Origin of the sequence: Sphingomonas sp. ATCC 31555, from assembly GCF_000282895.1 — a bacterium.
Taxonomy (GTDB): domain Bacteria; phylum Pseudomonadota; class Alphaproteobacteria; order Sphingomonadales; family Sphingomonadaceae; genus Sphingomonas.
Genome location: NZ_ALBQ01000011.1, coordinates 1 through 21,449, shown reverse-complemented (window position 1 = coordinate 21,449; position 21,449 = coordinate 1). Strand labels below are relative to the sequence as shown.

The window sequence follows — 21,449 nt, the reverse complement described above, 5'->3', positions numbered from 1 at the left end:
AAGGAACATGCCAGGCAGCCTCCATTTAGGAGAGCGCTGCGCCGTTGCGCGGCACAGACCGGGGAGATGCGCGAGGAATGACGTCTTTCGGTCGATCGCTGGAACGGTTGCCGTTGCTCGCGGATCGGCGGCGTCTTGCCTATGGCATCGCGATCGCGCTTTGTATCGCTTCCTGGTGGCTCCGCCTGGTGCTCGACCCGCATTTCCCGCCGGGCTTTCCCTACCTCACCTTCTTTCCTGCGGTTATCCTGTCCTCATTCCTGTTCGGCCGCGGGCCGGGGATTGTGGCGGCGGTGCTCTGCGGGCTGCTCGCCTGGTATTTCTTCATCCCGCCGTTCCGCAGCTTCGGGCTCCAGCGCGGCACGCCGGTCGCGCTGGCCTTTTATGTGGGGGTGGTGACGGTCGACATTCTGCTCGTGCACTGGATGCAGCGGGCGAATCGCCACCTGTCGCTCGAGCGCGAGCGCAGCGCCGAACTGGCCGAACGCAGCGAGATTTTGTTCGAGGAACTGCAGCACCGCGTCTCGAACAATCTTCAGATGGTCGGCGCGCTGCTCAGCCTGCAGCAGCGCAGCACGCAGGACGAGGAAGCTCGCCGCGCCATCGGTGATGCGGCGAGCCAGCTGCAGCTTATCGGGCGCATCCAGCGCGGGCTATATGGCTCGCGTGGCGAGCCGCTGGCGATCGGCGCCTTCATCAGCCGACTGGTGGATGATCTTGCGGAGAGCAGCGGCAAACCCGGCGTGGTCCATAGGGTCGAATCGTCCACCAGCCTGATGCTGCCGCCCGATCGTGCGATTCCGATCGCGTTGATCGTCGCGGAAGCCGTCGCCAACGCGATCGAGCATGGCTTTGCCGGGCGCGATCAGGGGACGATCACGGTTTCGATCTGTTCTGAGGGCGCGGCGCTGTCGCTGTCGGTCGTCGATGACGGGCTCGGCGTAGCCGATGACTTCGACGTCGCGCGCACCGACAGCCTGGGCCTGCGAATTGCCCGCAGCTTGGCGCAGGGCATGGGCGCAACGCTTTCGATCCGCCCGGCACATCCCGGCACGATCCTGCGCTTGCAGAATATCCCCGCAAACGACGAGCGTTGATTCCGGTCAACGCTGCTGGCGCTGCGGAAGCGGATAGGATAGGCTAGCTGTAAGGAGCGCCGCCATGTCCGAACGCTACCCGGGAAGCCCCCTCGCCGCCCGCCTTGGCCTGAAGCCCGGCATGCGCGTGTGGTTTCACGATATGCCGCCAAGCATCAGAGAGGCGATCGCTCCCGATCGCAGCGACGTGGAGGAGCTTTGCTGCGCCAGCGACGGGCTGCAGGCCGCCTATCTGTTCGCACCGACGGCGCACCACCTTGACCGGGAACTGGGCGCCCTCCGGCCGTTGATCGCCTCCAATGGGTTCATCTGGGTTTCGCATCCGACCGGCGGCGGCACGCAATGCGGCGCGGAGCAGCTGACCTCGACAGCGGCGATGCACGGCCTGGTCGAGCAGGATCGCTGCGCGATCGGCAGCGACTGGACCGGCGTGAAGCTCGTCCCGCACAACCAGGCGACGCCGGCATAGCCTAGCGAAAGCAGCCACGTACGCAGAAGAACCGGATCGACATCTGGGGCCGGATGGGCGAGATTCGCGCCTTCCCCTTGGATCTATGCCCCACCATGCCGCATTGGCCGAAAACCCGTGAAATGACCGATGACGAGCGCACCTCTCGTGCGACAGCGTTCTTCAAGCAAATCGCATCCCGCCACAGCTGCCGCAGTTTCTCCGGCCGGCCGGTGGCGCGCGCCACCATCGAAGCCGCGCTGCGTGCTGCCGGTTCCGCACCCAGCGGCGCCAACCGTCAGCCTTGGCACTTCGCCGTGCTCTCGTCGCCGGGCGCAAAGACCGCGCTGCGTGTAGCGGTCGAAGAGGAGGAGCGGAACTTCTATGGTGGCATCGGGGGCAGTGAATGGCAGGGGCTGCTTCGCGGCTTGGGAACGACTGCCGAAAAGCCGTATCTGGAAATTGCCCCCTTCGTGATCGTCGTGTTCGGTGTGACGCGGAACGGGACTGACAGCGTTCCCAACCCGCATGTGACCGAAAGCGTCGGCATCGCGTGCGGGCTGCTGCTCACCGCGCTTCACGAAGCGGGGCTGGCCAGCCTGGTCCACACCGCGACGCCGGCGCGATTTTTGAACCGGCTCTGCCGCCGGCCCGCGCATGAACGGCCGATCGCGATGATCGTGGTGGGCCACCCGGCCGAGGATGCCGCGATCCCGGAGGCGGCGGCCGTCCGCAAGCCTCTCGATCAGATCAGCAGTTGGTTGTAACGCCTAGGCGTGAACACACCCGTCCTCCAGCGCCTGCCCACGATCGACATGGTGCGCGGCGTAGCCGTTCTCGGCATCCTGTTGCTGAACATCGTCAGCTTCGCGATGCCCGACGCCGCCTATTTCAATCCGCGCGCCTATGGCGGCTGGCACGGGGCCGATCTTGCCGCCTGGCTGATCAACTTCCTCTTCTTCGACGGCAGGATGCGCGGCCTGTTCTCCTTCCTGTTCGGCGCATCGCTGCTGATCGTGGCGGATGCGGCGGAGGCCAAGGGGGACGATCCCGCCCGCGTTCATTATGCCCGCATGGGCTGGCTGCTTGTCTTCGGCTTCGCCCATCTCTGGCTGGTATGGCATGGCGATATCCTCGCCCATTATGCGCTGGTGGGCATGGCTGCCTTTCCGCTGCGCAAGTTGCCGGTGCCGCGACTGTTGGGCCTGGGCACCGTACTGGTGCTGGTCAGCACCTTTCTGTTCGGCGATCTTACCGTATCTGCCTGGCATCTCACGCATTCGACGCAGCCGGGCGGTTCCGGCGCGCTGAAGGCGCTGGTCGAGACCTTCGGCACGCCCGCGGCCGATCACATTACCGATAAACTTACCCTCCACCGCAGCACCTACACCGCACTCCTGTCCCAGCGCGTGGCCGAACATGGCACCAGCCCGCTCTCGATGTTGATGGTCTATGGGTGGGAGACGTTAGGCTATATGCTGTTCGGGATGGCGGCGCTGCGCAGCGGCCTGCTGACCGGCGCATGGCCCCCCGAGCGCTATCGGCACTGGTTCCTGTGGTGCTGGGCGATCACCCTGCCCATCTATGCGGCGCTTGCCGCGTTCGTGCTCGGCGCGAAGTTCAGCCTGTTCGCCGTGATGCTCGGCGCCGTCACCCTCCCAGGCCTGGTGCGCCCGGTCATGATCGTCGGCTGGATCTGCCTTATCCTGCTTGTGATGCGCACCGGCAGCCCGCTGGCGACCCGATTGGCGGCGGTGGGGCGCATGGCGTTCACCAATTATCTTGCCACCAGCATTCTCTGCACGCTGCTGTTCTACGGCTATGGCGCGGGAATCTATGGAAAGCTCAGCCGCTGGCAGCTTTACCCGGTCGTGCTTGCCGTGTGGACACTTCTGCTTCTGTGGTCGCCCTTGTGGCTGCGGCATTTTCGCTACGGCCCGTTCGAGTGGCTGTGGCGCAGCCTCTCACGAGCAGAGCTGCAACCCATTCGCAATAGCCTTGCAAGTCGCTCGCAGTAGCCTTATACGGGCTGCGCGAGAGATTCGAGGGATTTCCGATGGTTGTTTGCGTGTGCAATGCCCTTCGTGAACGTGAAGTACGGGAAGCGGCGCGCCAAGGCGCCCAAAGTGCATGCCAAGCCTATCGCGCGCTGGGCTGCCAAGCCAAATGCGGCCAGTGCGTGCCGTTCGCGCGAGCCATTATCGCGGAAGAACGTGCGGCTGCGTGACAGTCGCAAGTAAAAAACCGCAGATTTCCTAGGTTTTTTTCTCTTTCCATTCGCGCTAGAAGCTTCCGGGAAGGAGTTTCTCGCGATGCAAGGCGACGCAAAAGTAATTGAGTATCTGAACGAAGTCCTCAAGAATGAACTGACCGCGATCAACCAATACTGGTTGCATTATCGAATGCTCGATAATTGGGGCATTCACAAGCTCGCCGAATTTGAGCGTCACGAATCAATCGACGAGATGAAGCACGCCGATAAATTGGCGGAGCGCATCTTGTTCCTCAACGGCCTGCCCAACTTCCAGCTGCTCGGCCGTCTCCGCATCGGCGAAAATGTCGAGGAAATCCTGCGTGGCGATCTCGCGCTCGAGATGGAAGCCATCGCCGTACTGCGCGATGCTGTTCAGCATTGCGAAGCGGTGCGCGATTTCGTGAGCCGCGACCTGTTCGCCTATATCCTCACCAGCGAAGAAGAACATGTCGACACGCTGGAACGCCAGTTCGACATGATCGCGCGCATGGGTCTGGAAAATTATATTCAGCTCAACAGCAAACCTGCGGAAGCCGATTGATCGCAGGGCAGGCCCGGCGCAGCGAACCGCGCCGGGCCTGCCATAGCCGGGTTCAGCTCTTGTCGCGGTCGAACGGGTTCTTGGGCGCGCGCAGCGTGAGCCGCACCGGCACCGCGCCGAAGTCGAACTCGCGGCGTAACCCATTGATCAAATAGCGTTGATAGCTCGTCGGCAGCAGATCGACCCGCGTTCCGAACAGCACGAAGCTGGGCGGTCGCGTCTTGTTCTGCGTCACGTAGCGCGGCTTGATCCGCTTGCCGCCCGGTGCGGGCGGCGGATTGGCTTCAATCGCGCGTTCGAACCAGCGGTTCAGCTGGCCGGTGGAAACGCGACGCGACCAGGCGTCGCGCGTTTCGAACGCCACCCGAATCAGCACGTCCAGCCCCTTGCCGGTCGCAGCCGATACGGTGAGCAGCGGCACACCCTTCACCTGCGCCAATCCCTCGTCCAGTGCCCCCTTCACCCCGTTGAATAGGCTGGACGCGTTCTCTGCCACATCCCATTTGTTGAGCGCGATGATCAGCGCGCGACCTTCCTGCAGCACGCGATCGGCGATCTTCAGGTCCTGCACTTCCAGCCCGCGCGTGGCATCGAGCAGCAGCACGACCACTTCGGCGAAGTCGATCGAGCGCAGCGTATCGGCCACGGAAAGTTTCTCCAGCTTCTCTTCGACTCGGGCGCGCTTGCGCAGCCCAGCCGTGTCGATCAGCCGCACAGGGCGTCTCTGGCCGTCCGCGTCGGTCCATTCCCAATCGATCGCTATTGAATCGCGGGTGATCCCCGCCTCGGGGCCGGTGATCATCCGGTCTTCACCTAGCAGGCGGTTGACCAGGGTCGACTTGCCGGCATTGGGACGACCGACGATCGCCAGCTTCAGCGGCGCGTTGGGATTGTCGGGGTTTTCGTCCTCAACCTCTTCCTCGTCGCGCTCGAGATGGGGAAGCAGCGCCTCGAACAGATCGGCAACGCCTTCACCATGTTCGGCGGAAAAAGGGATTGGCTCGCCCAGGCCCAGCGCCATCGCCTCCAAGATACCCGCCTCGCCGGCGCGCCCTTCGGCCTTGTTCGCCACGAGCACGACAGGGCGATCGGTCGAACGCAGCCAGCGCGAGATTTCCTCGTCGAGCGGCGTCACGCCTGCCCGAGCGTCGACCAGAAACAACGAGACGTCCGCCTCGCGCACCGCAGCCTCGGTCTGAGCGCGCATCCGGCCTGGCAGCGTCGCCGCATCTTCGTCTTCATATCCAGCCGTGTCGATCACGCGGAAATCCAGGCCGAGCAACGAAGCCTCGCCCTCGCGACGATCCCGCGTCACGCCCGGCTGGTCGTCCACCAGCGCGAGCCGCTTGCCGACCAGGCGGTTGAACAGGGTGGACTTGCCCACATTGGGGCGTCCGATGATGGCGACGGTCGGCAAAGGCATAGCTGATCTCTTTACTCATACGGGCACGCGGCGAAAAGCCCGGCGCCGAATACGACGGGGGCCGGAGCATGAAGCCCCGGCCCCCGCATGGGTTCTGGTCCCCCGGCATTCCGCCGGAGGCGTCGGCTCAGCGATAGGCGGTCAAGCGGCCTTTGTCGTCGAGCAGATACAGGGTGTTGTTGGCGATCACCGGCGGGAGCGTCACCGAATCCTTGGTTTCCATCTTCGACAGGATGCTGCCGTCCTTAGGCGAAACCGAAACGACGTCGCCAAGGCTGTTGACGAGCAGCAGCCGCCCACCAGCCGCCAGCGGGCCCTTCCAACTGATCGGGTTCTTCGCCTTCTTCTCGTTCTTGTAGCGCTGCAGCTGGACGATCCAGCGCGGCTTGCCGCTGCTACGGGCAAGGCAAAGCAGCCGCGCGTCATCGGTGACCACGAACAGCCATTCGCCCGCCGCCCAAGGCGAGGAAAGCCCGCCGATGCTTTGCTCCCACAAGGTCGATCCACTGGTGATGTCGACCGCGACCATGCGGCCGCCCTCGCCCAGCGCATAGACGCGGCCCTGATCGATCACCGGCTCGGCATCGATGTCGGACAGCGAGGAGACCGAGGTTGTCATCGTGTTGCGCGTCAGCACGTCGCCCCACAGCGACAGCCCATTCTCGTAGCGATACGCGTTGAGCTCGCCCGAAGAGAAGCCGGCAATCACCGTGCCCTGCGCGGAAGCGGGAGCGGCCACGCCGAACACGCCCTGCGATTCCAGGCTGGCGGTGGCGCTCCACGAAAGCTCGCCCTTCTCCTGGCTGAGCGCGAAGAGCTGGTTGTCCTGCGTCACCACATAGACGTTGCCGTTGGCCAGCGTGGGCGCCCCGCGCAGCGGGCCGCCGGGGCGGGTGCGCCAGATCTCGCTGCCATCGGCGATGTTCAGCGCCACCACGTCGCCAAGCCCATTGGCGGCGAACACGCGATCGCCCTCAACGCTCACGCCACCGCCGAACAGCGCGCCCCGATTGCCCTTGCCCTTGCCGGTCGGCACTTCCCACAGCCGCGCACCGGTATCAGCCGCCAGCGCATGGACATTGCCGTCGGTGTCGATCACGAACAGCTTGTTGTTTTCCACGACCGGGGAAGCGGCTAGCCGCTCCTTCTTCGATGGCTTGGCAACCTGCGCCGACCAAGCCCGCGACAGCGACTCGCGGAGCGCTAGATGGCCCATCGACTTCGCGGCGTTGCCACCGGGCTGCCCCCAGTTTTCGTTCACCGCCGCCTCGGGTAGCAGCACCTCGACACTGGCCAGCGTCGTGTCGGCGCTGATGTCGTTTTCCGTGACGAGGATCGGCACACGTTCCCCAAGCACCGGCGTCTTGCGGCTGCCGCTGCCCTTGAAAACGCCGCAACCGCTTACCAGCGCGAGCGCCGCTACCGCCGCAACTACGCGAACCTTGGTCTTCATTTAGCTTGCTTTTCCTGGGTCTGGCTGGCCGCCGGAGCGACCGAAAGCGTCTTCGCGACTTCAGCGGTGCGCTCGCGAATCGAAGCGGGCACGCGATCTCCGGCTTCGCTGATCTGGCGATAGAGTTTCGCCGCTTCGGCGCGCTTGCCCGATTTCACATAAGCAGCGGCGACCATTTCACCGGCCGTGCCGAACCACGGCGAATCGGGGTTCGAGAAGGTGCCGAGGCGCTGGATCACCGCCTGCGGCTGCAGGCTGTCGAATTCGGCCTGGGTCTGGCGCACGAGCGCCAGGTCGCGATAGGGCTGGCCCAGCTTGGCATCATTGACGACGCTGGCGAACTTCGCCGCCGCGGCCGCTTTGTTCCCCTGCGCGAACAGCAGATTGGCCTGGGTGAAGCGCGCCATCGCGGCATAGCCATCGTCGCCCTGCGCGAGCTTCTCGAGCGCGGGGCCTGCCTGGCCGGGTTGATTTTCAACCACCAGCTGCAAGGCGGCATCATATTCTTCGCCGCGCGCTTCGGCAGCGGTGCGACGGCTATGATCGTAATAGAGCCAGCCGGCGAGCGCGATCAGGACCAACACCACGCCGATGACGATCCACAGCCCATAGCGGCGCCCGACCCGCATCAGCTGGTCGCGACGATATTCCTCGTCGACTTCACGAAGAAAGGCCTCGTCGGTGGTACCGGAAGGAGGAAGCGCCAAAATCTACTCCATGGGTCTGGTGCGGCCGCGGACCTTAGCGCCGCGTGCCGTGAACGCAAATCGCCCTACTCCGTCAGTCCCGCGGCGCATAGACCTGATCCGGTCCCGGAAAGGCCCGGGACCGTACTTCTTCGGCATAGGTTTCAACCGCGGCGGAAATGCGGCCGGAAAGGTCGTCGTAGCGCTTCACGAAACGTGGCGTCCGCTCAAACAGACCCAGCATGTCTTCGGCTACCAGCACCTGCCCGTCGCACTGCGCGGATGCGCCGATACCGATGGTGGGGCATTGCACCTTCTGGGTGATCTCCACGGCGATCGGTTCGATTACGCCTTCGACGACAATGGCGAAGGCGCCTGCCTCGTCCATCGCTACCGCGTCGCCCACCAGCTTGGCGCGCTCGGCATCGCTGCGGCCTCGCGCACCATAGCCGCCCAATACGTTGATCGCCTGAGGGGTGAGGCCAATATGACCAATCACGGGGATGCCGCGCTCGTTGAGGAACCTGACCGTCGGCGCCATCGCCGCGCCGCCTTCCAGCTTCACCGCCGCAGCGCCGGTCTCCTTAAGCAGTCGAGCGGCGCTTTCGAACGCCTGCTGCGGGGAGGCTTCATAGCTGCCGAACGGCATGTCGATCACCACAAGCGCGTGATAGCTGCCGCGCACCACCGCCGCCCCGTGCGCCGCCATCAGCTCCAGCGTCACCGGCACAGTCGAAGGCAGGCCGTAGATCACCTGCCCCAAGCTGTCGCCCACCAGCAGCATGTCGCAATGCGCATCCATCAGCTGCGCCATGCGGACAGTATAGGCGGTCAGCATCACCAGCGGCTCGCCGCCCTTGCGCTTGCGGATCGCCGGCACCGTGACGCGCTTCATCGGAGCGGGCGTGGGATTGGCGCGGCTGGTGGCGGTATCGAGGGTGAGGTGCGACATGCAGGCGGTCTAGGACTGCGAACCGCGAACGGCAATGGCCGCTACAGGATCCACCCCCGCCGCGTCGCCAGCCCCGCCAGCCAGATCTGGAAGATGCCGACTCCCAGGATAAACAGCGGGAACACCGCGGTAGCGACGCCTTTCACCGCCAACAACGGCGTGAAGACAAAGACATAGCCGAACTGAACGACCACCGCGGCCAGCGAAAGCACATAGAGGATATTGGCTGATCGTGATCGCCGCAGCATCGCGATGGAGCCCAGCAGCGCGGCGCCCACGGCAATCGCATAGTCATAGGCGAACCATCCCGGCAGCGCGCGATGATAGGCGCGTTCCCATACACCGACATCCGATGGTTGCGCAGGATCGAAGCTGGCGTGCCAATAGAAGGCGATACATCCAAGCACACCCCACAGGAACAGCAAAGTTGCGGTGGCCTGGAACCAGTAGGCAGGTCGTTGTCGAATGTAAGACGCCATGCGACCCCATTATAGTATGGGTGTAATGTGGTTAACCTAGGAAAATTCCAGAGGTTTATCCAGTTTATCCGGCCACTTTCAGCTCAAAGCAGCGCGCGTGCATAGCGTTCCGGCGCGAAACCGATCAGCAGGCCGCCGGGGATTTCCAACACCGGCCGCTTGATCATGGATGGCTGCGCGATCATCAGCGCACTGGCCTTGGCCGCATCCAGATCGACCTTATCGGCATCGGAGAGGTTTCGGAAGGTCGTGCCAGCGCGGTTGAGCAGCGACTCCCAGCCCTCCAGCGCGATCCAGCGGGCAAGCCGCGCCGGATCCACGCCTTCCGCCTTATAGTCATGGAACGCATAGGCGACGCCGTTGGCATCCAGCCAGGCTCGCGCCTTCTTCATCGTGTCGCAGTTCTTGATGCCATACAGTGCAATCGTCATGGTCGTCCTAGTGGAGGAAACGGCCGAGCGTCACAACCGGCTGCGGCGACAGACCCAGCGCACGATAGAAACCGATCGCCGCATCATTGTCCTCACGCACCATCAGTTGCAGCTTGGGGCACCCGCGCGCGCGGAGCCATGATTCGGCGGCGGCCATAAGGGAGCGGCCATGGCCGTGTCCGCGTGCCGCTTCTGCCACAGCGAGATAATAGACCCAGCCGCGATGCCCGTCCTCGCCCACCATCACCGTGCCGAGCAGGGTTCCGTGGCTGCGGAGCAGGAGGATAACAGAGCTTGCCCCCTGCACCGCACGGTCGAAATCAGCCGTCGGGTCGTTCCACGGGCGGGTAAGGGCGGCGGCCTGCCACAGCACCACCACTTCGTTCCGATCCGCCGCGCGCGCTTCGTCGATCTGCATCGCACCAGCCTATCGTGGAGGCCGCCGCGCGGCTATCCCCGCCGGAGTGCCAGCAGCGCCGCCGCCGCGATCAGCGATCCGCCCGCCATCGCCAGCGCCACCAACGGCAAGCCAAGGTTCATCGCGAACAGAAGGCCGGCGACGATCGGGCCCAAGGCCGCGCCGCCGCGCCCAACCCCGATCACGAAGCCGGTACCTAGCCCGCGCGCCTCGGTGGGAAAGCTCTGGGCGATCAGCGCGTACATCCCCACCACCCCGGCATTGGTGAAGAAGCCTGCGATGGCGGCGATCAGCGCCAGCCCCGTCAGATCCTGCTGTCCCTGCCCGAACAGCGCCACCATCGTCGTCGCGGCGACCAGCGCGATCACCAGCAGAGCGCGCAACGGCACGCGCCAGCTGAGCACGCTCAGCAGCACCGCACCGGCCAGCCCTCCGACATTGGCCCAAACCAGCACACCCGCCGCCTGCGATGCGGGATAGCCCATGTCGACGACGATCTTGGGCACCCATTTGATGATGAAGTAGAAGGTCATGATATGGCAGAAATAGGCGAGGGTCAGCAGGATCGTCGTGCGGGCAAGCGGCGCGGCGAACAATTGCGCGAGCGGCAGTTTGGTGCCGGACTCCGCCCGCGCTGGCAGCGCCGCAATCGCACCCTGCCCCATCCGCACCAGCAAGCGGTTGGCACGGGCGAGCGCGTTCGCCGGCCGGCGCTGGAACAGATAGCGGACCGATTCGGGGAGCAACCACCAGGCAAGCGGCAGGAACAGCGCCGTGATGCCCGCGCCGAAAAGGAAGACGTGCCGCCAGTCCCCGCCGACCAGCAGCTTCGCCGCAATCGATCCACCGACGATCGCGCCGATCGGATAGCCCGACGCCATCAGCCCCACCGCCAAGCTGCGGGTGCGGGCGTTGGCGAGTTCCGCCGCCATCGCGTTGGTGCAAGCAAGCATGCCGCCGATGCCTAGCCCTGTGAACAGGCGGAAGCCGGACAGCATCTCGACATTGCGAGCGAAGGTCGCGGCCAGCATGCCGGCAGCCATGATCGCGAGGCATAGCAAGATCGCCGGCCTCCGCCCGACACGGTCGGCATAGCCCCCCAGCACGACCGAGCCGACCGCCATGCCGATCAGTTCCATCGACAGCACCAGCCCCAGCGCCGCGCGATCGATGCCCCATTCCGCCGCGATCCCCGGCGAGGCGAAGCTGATCGCCAGCACATCGAACCCGTCGAGCGCGTTGAGCAGCAGGCAGAGCAGAATGCCCAGCATTTGCGTGCGGCTCAGCGGCGCCTCGTCGAGCCGCCGCAGAATTTCGGACGACTCCGCCATCTTCAACCTCTCCTTCGGGGCTTTCCGCCCGCTTGTCGTTCGTCAGGCGGTGAGCATCAGCGCGTCGAGCGCCACCACCCCTTCGCCGGCAGGGTGCACCACCACCGGATTGAGATCCACCTCGCGGATCGAAGGTTCGGCAATCAGTACCTGCGCCAGGCGCGCGATCAGCGCCGCGACGGCCGGCACGTCCAGCGCGGGTGCGCCGCGCCAGCCCCGCAGGATCGCTGCGCTCTTCAGCTGATGCAGTTCGCCCTCAATCGCCGCGGGGGTGAGGTCGCACGGCAGCAGGCGGACGTCCTGAAGGATCTCCGCGGTCACCCCGCCGAACCCCGCAAGGATCACCGGCCCCCATTCGGGATCGCGCTTTGCGCCGACGATCAGTTCTACCCCGCGCTTTCCCATGCCCTCGACCAGCACGCCGTCCAGCGTCAGGTCCGCTCGATATCGGCTCACATCGCCGTGCAACTTGCGCCACCCGGCGCGCAGCTCCGCTTCGTCAGCCAAATTCAGCACCACGCCGCCGGCATCGCTTTTGTGGCTGAGCTCGGGCGATTGCGCCTTCAGCACCACCGGATAACCTATCTCGCCGGCGATCTGCACCGCCTCTTCCGCGGTGCGGGCAAAGCCGCCTTTCGGGAAAGGCAGGCCAAGTGGTGCCAGCACCGCCTTGGCGCGGTATTCCGGCACCACCCCGCCGAGTGGCAGACCCTCGCACGCAAGCGGCGCGGCGTCGCAGGTGGAGAAGTCGCGCGCCGCGTGCCGCGAAAGCCGGGCGATTGCCCGAAACACCCGCTCGGTCGACGCGAAGCACGGCACTCCCGCCGCTCGCAGCCGCGCGGTATATTCCGCCCCCAGCGGCGCGCCTTCGTCCAGTCCCGCGAAAATCAGCGGCGTGGTCAGCGCCGCTTCTTCCACCGCGCGCAGGATCGGCGGCAGCTTGATGGCCGCCGTTGCCGCATCGGTTAGGATGATGCCGGCAACGATGCAGCCGAAGCGATCGTCCGCGCCCAGCGCCTTGAGCAGGCGATAGTACATGTCAGGCTCGACCAGCCCCTGCGCGGTGATGTCGAGCGGGTTGCTGACGCCGACAAAGTCGGGCATCGCCGCCCGCAGCAGCGGCGCGTTGCCATCGTCGAGCGCCGGCAGCGCCACTTCGAGTTCTTCGCACAGATCCAGCGTCAGCGCCTTAAACGCACCTGACTCGCCGAGTACCGCGGTGCCGCCGCCGGGCAGCGCCGGGCAGCGCGCGGCGATTTCGGTGATGTCGCCCAGTTCCTCCAGCGTCTCGGCAAAGACCACGCCGGCGCGCTCCACCATCACCCGCATCAGCTGATAGTCGCCGGCCATCGCGCCGGTATGCGTCGCGGCGGATTCGCGCGCGGCGCTGCTCTTGCCGGGATGCAGCAGCACGACGAGCTTGCCCGCGGCCCGCGCCTTGCGCGCGGCATCGAGAAACCGCTGCGGCTTGCGAAACTGCTCGACGATCATCGCAACCACCTGCGTATTCGGATCGCTCACGCAGTAATCGACATAGTCCTCGACGCCGCTCGCTGCTTCGTTCCCCGTCGAGACCGACAACGTGACCGGCAGATCGCGGCTGAGCAGCATCGTCGCCAGCACCGCTGCCATCGCCCCGCTCTGCGAAACGATGCCCACCCCCGCACCGGGCCCACGTTCGGGCACCAGAGTTTCGACAAAGGTCAGCGGCACCCGCTCGACATAATTGACCAGACCCAGGCAGTTCGGCCCTTCGATGACCATTCCCGCTTCGGCGGCGATGCGGGCGATCTCACGCTGATCCGCCAGTCCCTGCTCCCCACCCTCTGCAAAGCCCGCGGAAAAGACGATCGCCGCGCCCACCTTGCGCGCGGCGAGCGCCCGGATCGTATCGACGACGCCCGCCCGCGGAATCGCGAGCACGGCGGCGTCGACGCCCTCCGGCAGCGCTCCGACCGACGGCAGGCAGGGCCGCCCGCCGATCGTCTCGCGCTTCGGATTGATCAGGTGAATGTCCCCGCCAAAGCCGTTGCGTTCCAGGTTGGCGAGCACCGAGGCGCCGAGCGCCCCCGGCTTGTCCGAAGCGCCCACGATCACCACCGATCTCGGCCGCAATAGCCGGTCGAGCGCGAGACCAGCGGCGGCCTGGGGCGGAGCAAGGGTGTCGACGGTCATCGGTGCCCCCCAGTTCAAGCGTTCTGCTTCGACTTGTCGTACGCGCCGAGGCCCGGCTTGTACGTCTTGTCGTCGATGAACTGCTTGATGCCTTCCTTGCGGCCTTCATTGTCGAAGCTGTTGGCTGCTTCCTGCGCGCGGATCAGATAATCCTCGGCATTGTCATACGTCATCTCGCGCACGCGGCGAATCGCATCCTTGGTCGCCTTCAGCGCAACCGGGTTCTTGGCGAGCAGCACCTTGGCCACATCCTCCACTCGCGCCTTGAGGCCATCGAGCGGCACCGCTTCGTTGACCAGCCCCCATTCGGCGGCCTTCTTGCCGCTGATGTTCTCGCCCATCATGGCGTGGTACATGGCGTTGCGGAAACCTGTGAGCTCGGCGATCACCTTCGATGCACCGCCGCCGGGCAGGATGCCCCAGTTGATTTCCGAAAGGCCGAACTGCGCATCTTCCGCCGCGAAGGCGAGGTCGCACGCGAACAGCGGACCATAGCCGCCGCCGAAGCACCAGCCATTGACCATCGCGATCGTCGGCTTGTGGTACCAGCGCAGGCGGCGCCACCAGGTGTATGCCTCCCGCTGCGCCCCGCGTGTAGCGCCCAGTCCCTTGGCCTCGTTCTCGCGGAAATACTCCTTCAGGTCCATGCCGGCGGACCAGGCGGTGCCCTCACCGCTCAGCACCAGCACGCCGACATCGTCGCAATATTCCAGTTCGTCGAGCACTTCCGCCATCCGGCGATTGAGCCGGGGGGACATGCAGTTGCGCTTGTCGGGACGGTTGAAGCGCACCCAGGCGATGCCGTCGGCGACGTCGTATGCGACAGTGGCGGCTTGGATTGGATCGGTCATCGTTTCAAGGTCTCCGTGGGGGAGCCGCGCACCCCGGCGCGGCCAGGGTGTTGCAATCAGATTGGGAAATGGCCGGGCTGAGTTTCCAGCGTGATCCAGCGCAATTCGGTGAAGCTCTCGATCCCCGCCTTGCCGCCGAACTTGCCATAGCCCGATGCCTTGACGCCGCCGAAAGGCATCTGCGCCTCGTCATGAACGGTCGGGCCGTTGACATGGCAGATGCCGGACTGGATCTGCCGCGCCACGCGCAGGCCACGCGCCGCGTCGCGGGTGAACACCGAGGCGGACAGACCATATTCGGTATCGTTGGCGAGTTCGACCGCATGCGCCTCGTCGCGGGCGCGGATGACGCCCACCACGGGGCCGAAGCTCTCGTCGCGGAACAGCTTCATCGCCGGTGTCACCTTGTCGACGACATGCGCGGGCATCAGCACGCCATCGGCTTCGCCGCCATTCACCAGCGCCGCCCCCTGCGCCACCGCATCGTCGATCAGGCTGCGGACATGCGTAACCGTCTTGGTGTCGACCACGGCGCCGAGGGGCGTCTTGCCCTCGCGCGGATCGCCCACAGCCATGGTGGCAACTTTGGCCCGGAATTTCTCGACAAACGCATCCGCCACGGCATCGACGACGATGATCCGCTCCGTCGACATGCAGATCTGGCCCTGGTTCATGAAGGCGCCGAACGCGGCGGCCTTCACCGCCTCGCCGAGATCGGCATCCTCCAGCACGATCAACGGGGCCTTGCCGCCGAGTTCGAGCACCACCGGCTTCAGATTCTGTGCGCAGCGCACCGCGATGATACGGCCTACGCCCGTGGATCCGGTGAAGTTCACCCGGCGCACCGCCGGCGCGTCGATCATCGCGCCGACCACCTCACCCGCATCTTCCGGCGCGTTGGTGACGAGGTTGACAATCCCGCCGCCAAAGCCCGCTTCCACGAACGCCTCGACGATCAGGGCATGGGTGCGCGGACATTGCTCGCTGGCCTTGAGCACCACCGTGTTGCCGCAGGCGAGCGGCACCGCGATTGCGCGGGTCGCCAGAATGATCGGCGCGTTCCACGGCGCCATCGAAAGCACCACGCCTGCCGGCTCGCGCACCGCCATCGCGATACAGCCCGGCTTATCGCTGGGAATGACTTCGCCGCTGATCTGAGTGGTGAGACCCGCAGCCTCCCGAACCATGGAGGCGGCAAGCATCAGGTTGAAGCGCGCCCAGCCCTCGGTAGCGCCGATTTCCGTCATCATCGCCGAGACGAACGCGTCGGCGCGGGCTTCCATCGCGGCGGCGGCCTTCGTCAGCAGTGCGCGGCGGGCATTCGGCCCCTGCGCGGACCAGGCGGGGAAGGCTGCCTGGGCGGCCGCGACTGCCGCCAGAGCATCTTCGGGAGTCGCCGCAGCGGCACGGGTGGCGAGTTCGCCGGTTACCGGGTTGCGGCGCTCAAACTGGCGTGCCGTAGCGAGCGGCGCACCACCGACCAGCAGCGAAACGTCGTTGTGGGACATGAACCTCTCCGTCCTCTTCGTTATTGTTATGGATCATAACGTTTACGAAGCAGACGGCAAGAGGGGATTTGCGGGCACGCAAACGAAAAGGGCGGCCGCTCGCGCGACCGCCCTTCTTGCAGCTTTTCAGACGGAGCCGATCAGGCGGCTTCGTCGAAATCCTCGTCGCTCATCACCGGGCCCGAGTCCTGACCCTTGGCGGAGACATCACGATCGACGAACTCGATGATCGCCATCGGCGACGCGTCCGAGGCGCGGATGCCGGCCTTGATGATGCGGGTGTAGCCGCCGTTGCGATCGGCGTAGCGCGCTGCCAGCACGTCGAACAGCTTCACCAGCTGGGCGTCGTCCATCAGCCGCGCATGCGCGAGACGACGGTTGGACAGGCCACCCTTCTTGGCGAGGGTGATCAGCTTCTCCACGTACGGGCGAAGCTCCTTCGCCTTGGCGACGGTGGTGGTGATCTGCTCATGCTTGATGAGCGCTGCGCTCATGTTGCGGAACAGAGCAATACGGTGAGCCGAGGTACGCTGCAGCTTACGACCGCCTACGCGATGGCGCATAATTCAATCCTTTCGTTCGTCAGAGGGCCGTTTCAGGTACCCCGAGCCAGGCTGCATTACGGCTGCAGCCCCCTGCCGTCCTCCGTCGAGGAAGCGCGCCCTGAACCCGATTTCACCCGAAGAGTCAAGATCGGCCGTGCTCGGCGCCGAGTTTCCCCTGGCCAAAGCCCAGCCCAAGTGCGACCACGGCGCCGCCCGCAATGTTGCCGACCGTACTCAGGGCAAGATTATACGCGATCCCCGCACCGCCGACCGCATCGCCCGACTGAACCAGCCATCCGATCGGCAGCAGCGACTGATTGGCGATCGAATGTTCGAAACCGGCTGCCACGAACAACGTCACCGGTCCGACGATCGCCAAAACCTTGGACGACACCGACGTCGCGGTCATCGCGCCCCACACGGCCAGGCACACCAACATGTTCGCCAGCATGCCGGAGAGAAGCAGCGCGCCCGCTCCCTTGCCGACCTTCTCGGTCGCGACTCGCACCGCCGCCGCCGCGACGCCGCCGTCGACACCCTCGGCGCCACCCGCAGCGACGAACGCCGCCGCCAGCGCGGCGCTGCCGAGCAGATTGCCGATCCAAACCACCGTCCAGGCGACGATCATTCGGCCTGCAGACAGGCGCCCCTCGGCCGCAGGCAGCACGAACATCGTGTTGCCGGTAAACAGTTCGGCGCCGGTGACCATCACCAGCATCAGGCCCACGGAAAAGGCCAGGCCGGATAGCAGTTGCCCCGCGCCGGAAGGGGCGCCGGGACCGGCCTGGACGATAAGGTACCCGATCGAACCGAAGCCAATCAGCGCCCCGGCCAACATGGCGAGCACGAGCATCCGCGGGTAGGAGCGATCCACCTTCGCCGCCAAGGCGTCCGGCGCGCCGGCTGCGATTTCCTTGGGCGTCGGGTCTTCACCAGCGTCGGCCATGCCGCTCTCCTTGCTGCAGCCCCGGCGCGCACCTTCCGCCACGCCTACCCCACCGAACGCCGACGCCGCGGGTTTCGATCCGCCCCGGGGCCACGCCGTTGGCCGGCAACGCAAAAGGGCCGCCCCGGTGGGACGGCCCTTCGCAACCTTGTCACTCCGCAGGATGGGCTCAGCCCATGATCTCCTGCTCGAGCTTCTTGGCCATTTCCTCGATATTCTCGGGCGGCCAGCCCGGGATTTCCATGCCCAGGCGCAGGCCCATGCTGGAGAGGACTTCCTTGATCTCGTTGAGCGACTTGCGGCCGAAGTTCGGCGTGCGCAGCATCTCGGCTTCGGTCTTCTGAACCAGGTCGCCGATATAGATGATGTTGTCGTTCTTGAGGCAGTTGGCCGAGCGGACCGAAAGCTCCAGCTCGTCGACCTTCTTGAGCAGATAGCGGTTGATCTGCGCGGCATCGCCCGCGCCACCTTCCGCCGGCGCCGCCGCCGGGACCATGCCGACCGGTGCCGCACGGGTGACCGACGAGTCGTCGAAGTGGACGAACAGCGCCAGCTGGTCCTGAAGAATGCGAGCCGCATAGGCGAGCGCATCGTCCGGGGTCACCGTGCCGTCAGTTTCCACCGTCAGGGTGAGCTTGTCGTAATCGAGCTCCTGGCCGACGCGGGTGTTCTCGACCTTGTACGAAACCTGGCGGACCGGGCTGAACAGCGCATCGACCGGGATCAGGCCGATCGGCGCATCGGCCGGGCGGTTCGCGGTTGCGGGCACATAGCCCTTACCCACGTCCGCGGTCAGTTCCATGTTCAGCGTCGCACCGTCGTCGAGATGGCAGATCACCAGCTCGGGGTTCATCACTTCGATGTCGCCCGAAACCGCGATGTCGCCTGCCTTCACTTCGGCGGGGCCGGTAGCCGACAGCTGGAGACGCTTCGGGCCTTCGCCCTGCATCTTGAGCGCGATCTGCTTGACGTTGAGGACGATGTCGGTCACGTCCTCGCGCACCCCGGCGAGCGACGAGAATTCGTGCAGCACATTCTCGATCTTGATCGAGGTGACCGCCGCGCCCTGCAGCGACGACAGCAGCACGCGACGCAGCGCGTTGCCGAGCGTGAGGCCGAAGCCACGCTCCAGCGGCTCGGCAACGAACGTCGCCTTCCGCTTGGGATCGCCACCGGGCTTCTTCTCGAGGCCGTTGGGCTTCTTGAGTTCCTGCCAGTTCTTAGCGTTGACCGACACGGGCTTTCCTCATGTTGGGCGGGGAAGAGGCATCCCCCGCCAGGTATTTACTGCAAGACCGCAGACCCGCCTCAGGGCCTGCGGCACAAGCAGGACGTATCAGACGCGACGGCGCTTGGAGGGCCGTACGCCGTTATGGGGGATCGCCGTCACGTCGCGGATCGAGGTGATCTGGAAGCCGACCGCCTGCAGCGCGCGCAGCGCCGACTCGCGGCCCGAACCCGGACCCTTCACTTCGACCTCAAGGGTACGAACGCCGTGCTCGGCGGCCTTGCGGCCTGCGTCTTCAGCGGCGACCTGCGCGGCGTACGGGGTCGACTTGCGCGAGCCCTTGAAGCCCATCATGCCGGCCGACGACCAGCTGATCGCATTGCCCTGCGCATCGGTGATGGTGATCATGGTGTTGTTGAAGCTGGCGTTCACATGCGCGACGCCGGCGGTGATGTTCTTGCGCTCGCGACGGCGAATGCGCTGCGGTTCACGTGCCATTTTGGAATTCCTGACCTAGAAGCTCTGACCTGGAGGCGCGGGGCCTCGGGAGGAAATAATCGCGGAGTGCGCGATTACTTCTTCTTGCCGGCGATCGGCTTGGCCTTGCCCTTGCGGGTGCGCGCATTGGTGTGCGTGCGCTGGCCACGAACCGGCAGGCCCTTGCGGTGACGCAGGCCACGATAGCAGGCCAGGTCCATCAGGCGCTTGATGTTCATCGCCACCTGGCGACGAAGATCGCCTTCCACGGTGTAGCCGGCGTCGATCGCTTCGCGGATCTGCAGCACTTCCTGATCGCTCAGGTCCTGCACGCGGCGCTCCGGTGCGATGTTCAGCTTTTCGGTGAGCTCCTTGGCCTTGGTCGCGCCAATGCCGTGGATATACTGCAGCGCGATAACGACGCGCTTGTTGGTCGGGATGTTAACACCCGCAATACGTGCCATGAAATTTATTCTCCCAGCTCCACGGAGTGCTGCATGGCAGCGGGCACCCCATCTCGTAGCGTTGCTTCCGAAATGCAGCGGCACGACGCACGCGATGGAGCGCCGCCGTATCCACCTATTCCGGAAGTTGCGCGAGATACGGGTCCGCAGGCGAACTGTCAAGCGCCGCGGGGCCGGAAAATGCTGAACCTTCTCTATATAGCAAGGTTCCCGGCCCGCCAAGCGCGGCGCGCGCTGCGGAGGTGAAGCGCGTCCCGTTTCGGATAGCGGGAGCGGCGCTGCGGTCGGGGAGCCGCCCATCTCCCGCAGCGACCAGGGCGACGGCAGACGCCATCGGATAGCGCCGCCGTTGCAACCCGCCGCCATCCCGAAGCGGCAACCCATTCCTGTGCGCTAGAGGAATGAACCGGAAGATCAGCGCCAATGGATCCCCGCCTTCGCGCGAACGACGACAATTTTGGATGGAGAACCGCCGAGCCGCACAGCTGGCCACCGCATGAAGTTTAGGAAGTTTAGGTCTGCACGCGTTTCCGCAGGCTCGCCCACGCGCCGGCGAAGGAGGTGTGAAGTTTAGGAAGTTTAGGCTCGTGCGCGTTTCCGCAAGCCCTGCCACGCACCGATGAATGAGGTGCTAAGTTTAGGAAGTTTAGGCTCGCGCGCGTTTCCGCAGGCTGGGCCAAGCGCCGGCGAAGAGATGCGAAGTTTAGGAAGTTTAGGCTTCCGGAGGATCGGGCATGCGCCCGCCCGTTGAAGCATCGGCCAAAGAGGCGAAGCGTGTCGCTTCGCAGGCAGGAGCATTGGCAAACGATATCAAAGAGCGGCCCCGGATAGCGAAGCGCCTGGTACATATAGAGAACACCACCGAGGCGCAAGATGGTGTCGTGCGTGCAGCCGTGCGGGTGATAATGGCCGCGCGTCCCCGGAGCTGGGCGGAGAGCGGACAGGCGACTTTCGGGATAGCGGCAGCTATAGCTGCCGTCCCAATAATGATGGTTTTCGGGCAGCGCCCTCACCTGAATCCCTGATCCTTCAGCAGAGCGGTCAGTTCCACGTCTGAGCAGCCCTCAAGGCTAAGCAACGCCTGATATGGATCACCATCAAGACCAAGCACGGCCGCAAATGCCGGCTCTGTCTTCATGCCATTGGTACGCCGCGCCATCACCGCAGCGTGGAAGATGTCGCCACCAAGCGCCAGCAGTCTTTGCTCCACAAGAAAATGCCGCCACCCATACTGTTCGGAGATGGGAGACGCTTGACCGAATAACTCGATGGTCCAGCCGGCGGCGACAAAACTGGCTACGACGGCCCGACCAAGGTTGATCTTCTGCCACATGCCGAACTTCGCGGACGTGCCAAAGGCGTTCCATACGGTGTAGGCGAACGCGTCCGCATCGGGGGCGAAGCAAACAACATCGATATCGCTCGTTGGAAGATCCAAACCCAATGGCGGCGTGCCGACAACATGGGGATTGAACGCAGCCAGCTTCGGCAGAACGCCCGTTCGTTCCAGTGCCTCCAGATAGTGCGGCCTTTCCATCGTAGCGTTTCTATGATGGGTTTGCGGGCGTGCAAAGGACGACACCGGCTGATGCGCGTCGCGCAAAGGGAGCAATTTTGGCATCGGTGCCCCGGCGGTCCGTCCAGAAGCCGTTCAACCCATTCGCTTGTCCAAAATATGCTCGATCGCTGTTTTCCGAACTAGAGCGTTTTCCGATCAATCTGGATCATATCCGCAGGAACTG

The 21,449-nt window shown here is 65.0% G+C and carries 23 protein-coding genes; 6 read left to right on the top strand and 17 right to left on the bottom strand.

Annotated features, from left to right (window positions below; genetic code table 11):
* Positions 1-77 precede the first annotated feature (77 nt).
* The 6 genes from B215_RS0104435 (at position 78) to bfr (ending at position 4,340) form a co-directional block, all read left to right on the top strand.
* The gene (locus B215_RS0104435; RefSeq protein ID WP_019368422.1) at positions 78-1,097 is read left to right on the top strand and encodes a sensor histidine kinase; all 1,020 of its coding nucleotides are present in this window, start codon (positions 78-80) and stop codon (positions 1,095-1,097) included.
* Positions 1,098-1,161: 64 nt separating this feature from the next.
* On the top strand, positions 1,162-1,566 hold the full coding sequence (locus tag B215_RS0104430; protein ID WP_037513054.1) for a DUF3052 family protein: 405 nt from the start codon (positions 1,162-1,164) through the stop codon (positions 1,564-1,566).
* A 122-nt stretch (positions 1,567-1,688) separates the two neighbouring features.
* Positions 1,689-2,312 (top strand): nitroreductase family protein, encoded by a 624-nt coding sequence (locus B215_RS0104425; RefSeq protein ID WP_019368420.1) that lies wholly within the window; start codon positions 1,689-1,691, stop codon positions 2,310-2,312.
* A gap of 9 nt (positions 2,313-2,321) precedes the next feature.
* Positions 2,322-3,563: a DUF418 domain-containing protein gene (locus tag B215_RS0104420; protein ID WP_019368419.1), complete on the top strand. Its 1,242-nt coding sequence runs from the start codon at positions 2,322-2,324 to the stop codon at positions 3,561-3,563.
* A gap of 38 nt (positions 3,564-3,601) precedes the next feature.
* A complete protein-coding gene (locus B215_RS20800; protein ID WP_082664387.1) occupies positions 3,602-3,772 on the top strand; it encodes a (2Fe-2S)-binding protein in 171 nt (56 codons plus the stop codon).
* 85 nt (positions 3,773-3,857) lie between these two features.
* Entirely contained in the window at positions 3,858-4,340 is a 483-nt protein-coding gene (bfr, locus tag B215_RS0104410; protein ID WP_019368417.1) for a bacterioferritin, read from the top strand.
* A gap of 52 nt (positions 4,341-4,392) precedes the next feature.
* Here the strand turns inward: bfr and der are convergent, their stop codons facing one another.
* The 17 genes from der to B215_RS0104325 form a co-directional block, all read right to left on the bottom strand.
* Positions 4,393-5,763, bottom strand: a complete 1,371-nt coding sequence (gene der, locus B215_RS0104405; protein WP_019368416.1) for a ribosome biogenesis GTPase Der — start codon at positions 5,761-5,763, stop codon at positions 4,393-4,395.
* Between the two features lie 127 nt (positions 5,764-5,890).
* Positions 5,891-7,216, bottom strand: coding sequence for an outer membrane protein assembly factor BamB family protein (locus B215_RS0104400; RefSeq protein ID WP_019368415.1), 1,326 nt, complete (start codon positions 7,214-7,216; stop codon positions 5,891-5,893).
* On the bottom strand, positions 7,213-7,923 hold the full coding sequence (locus tag B215_RS0104395) for a tetratricopeptide repeat protein (RefSeq protein ID WP_019368414.1): 711 nt from the start codon (positions 7,921-7,923) through the stop codon (positions 7,213-7,215). The genes B215_RS0104400 and B215_RS0104395 overlap by 4 nt, the downstream gene beginning before the upstream one ends.
* Positions 7,924-7,996: 73 nt before the next feature.
* Positions 7,997-8,854 (bottom strand): 3-methyl-2-oxobutanoate hydroxymethyltransferase, encoded by an 858-nt coding sequence (gene panB / locus B215_RS0104390; RefSeq protein ID WP_019368413.1) that lies wholly within the window; start codon positions 8,852-8,854, stop codon positions 7,997-7,999.
* A gap of 41 nt (positions 8,855-8,895) precedes the next feature.
* Entirely contained in the window at positions 8,896-9,333 is a 438-nt protein-coding gene (locus B215_RS0104385) for a hypothetical protein (protein WP_236704381.1), read from the bottom strand.
* An 83-nt stretch (positions 9,334-9,416) separates the two neighbouring features.
* The gene (locus tag B215_RS0104380) at positions 9,417-9,764 is read right to left on the bottom strand and encodes an ArsC family reductase (protein ID WP_019368411.1); all 348 of its coding nucleotides are present in this window, start codon (positions 9,762-9,764) and stop codon (positions 9,417-9,419) included.
* 7 nt (positions 9,765-9,771) lie between these two features.
* Entirely contained in the window at positions 9,772-10,182 is a 411-nt protein-coding gene (locus tag B215_RS0104375) for a GNAT family acetyltransferase (RefSeq protein ID WP_019368410.1), read from the bottom strand.
* A 32-nt stretch (positions 10,183-10,214) separates the two neighbouring features.
* Positions 10,215-11,513 (bottom strand): MFS transporter, encoded by a 1,299-nt coding sequence (locus B215_RS0104370; protein ID WP_019368409.1) that lies wholly within the window; start codon positions 11,511-11,513, stop codon positions 10,215-10,217.
* Between the two features lie 42 nt (positions 11,514-11,555).
* A complete protein-coding gene (locus B215_RS0104365; protein WP_019368408.1) occupies positions 11,556-13,688 on the bottom strand; it encodes an acetate--CoA ligase family protein in 2,133 nt (710 codons plus the stop codon).
* A gap of 14 nt (positions 13,689-13,702) precedes the next feature.
* Complete coding sequence (locus B215_RS0104360) at positions 13,703-14,539, bottom strand: p-hydroxycinnamoyl CoA hydratase/lyase (RefSeq protein ID WP_019368407.1); 837 nt, start codon at positions 14,537-14,539, stop codon at positions 13,703-13,705.
* Positions 14,540-14,595: 56 nt separating this feature from the next.
* A complete protein-coding gene (locus B215_RS0104355; RefSeq protein ID WP_019368406.1) occupies positions 14,596-16,047 on the bottom strand; it encodes an aldehyde dehydrogenase in 1,452 nt (483 codons plus the stop codon).
* A 140-nt stretch (positions 16,048-16,187) separates the two neighbouring features.
* Positions 16,188-16,610 (bottom strand): 50S ribosomal protein L17, encoded by a 423-nt coding sequence (gene rplQ / locus B215_RS0104350; protein WP_019368405.1) that lies wholly within the window; start codon positions 16,608-16,610, stop codon positions 16,188-16,190.
* 124 nt (positions 16,611-16,734) lie between these two features.
* On the bottom strand, positions 16,735-17,538 hold the full coding sequence (locus B215_RS0104345; protein WP_037513121.1) for a formate/nitrite transporter family protein: 804 nt from the start codon (positions 17,536-17,538) through the stop codon (positions 16,735-16,737).
* Between the two features lie 169 nt (positions 17,539-17,707).
* Positions 17,708-18,775 carry a DNA-directed RNA polymerase subunit alpha gene (locus B215_RS0104340; RefSeq protein ID WP_019368403.1) on the bottom strand — a complete coding sequence of 356 codons (1,068 nt, stop codon included), beginning with the start codon at positions 18,773-18,775 and terminating at the stop codon, positions 17,708-17,710.
* 99 nt (positions 18,776-18,874) lie between these two features.
* Entirely contained in the window at positions 18,875-19,264 is a 390-nt protein-coding gene (gene rpsK / locus B215_RS0104335; RefSeq protein WP_019368402.1) for a 30S ribosomal protein S11, read from the bottom strand.
* Between the two features lie 74 nt (positions 19,265-19,338).
* Positions 19,339-19,707, bottom strand: coding sequence for a 30S ribosomal protein S13 (rpsM, locus tag B215_RS0104330; protein ID WP_019368401.1), 369 nt, complete (start codon positions 19,705-19,707; stop codon positions 19,339-19,341).
* Between the two features lie 1,009 nt (positions 19,708-20,716).
* The gene (locus B215_RS0104325) at positions 20,717-21,244 is read right to left on the bottom strand and encodes a DUF4269 domain-containing protein (RefSeq protein WP_019368400.1); all 528 of its coding nucleotides are present in this window, start codon (positions 21,242-21,244) and stop codon (positions 20,717-20,719) included.
* Positions 21,245-21,449 lie beyond the last annotated feature (205 nt).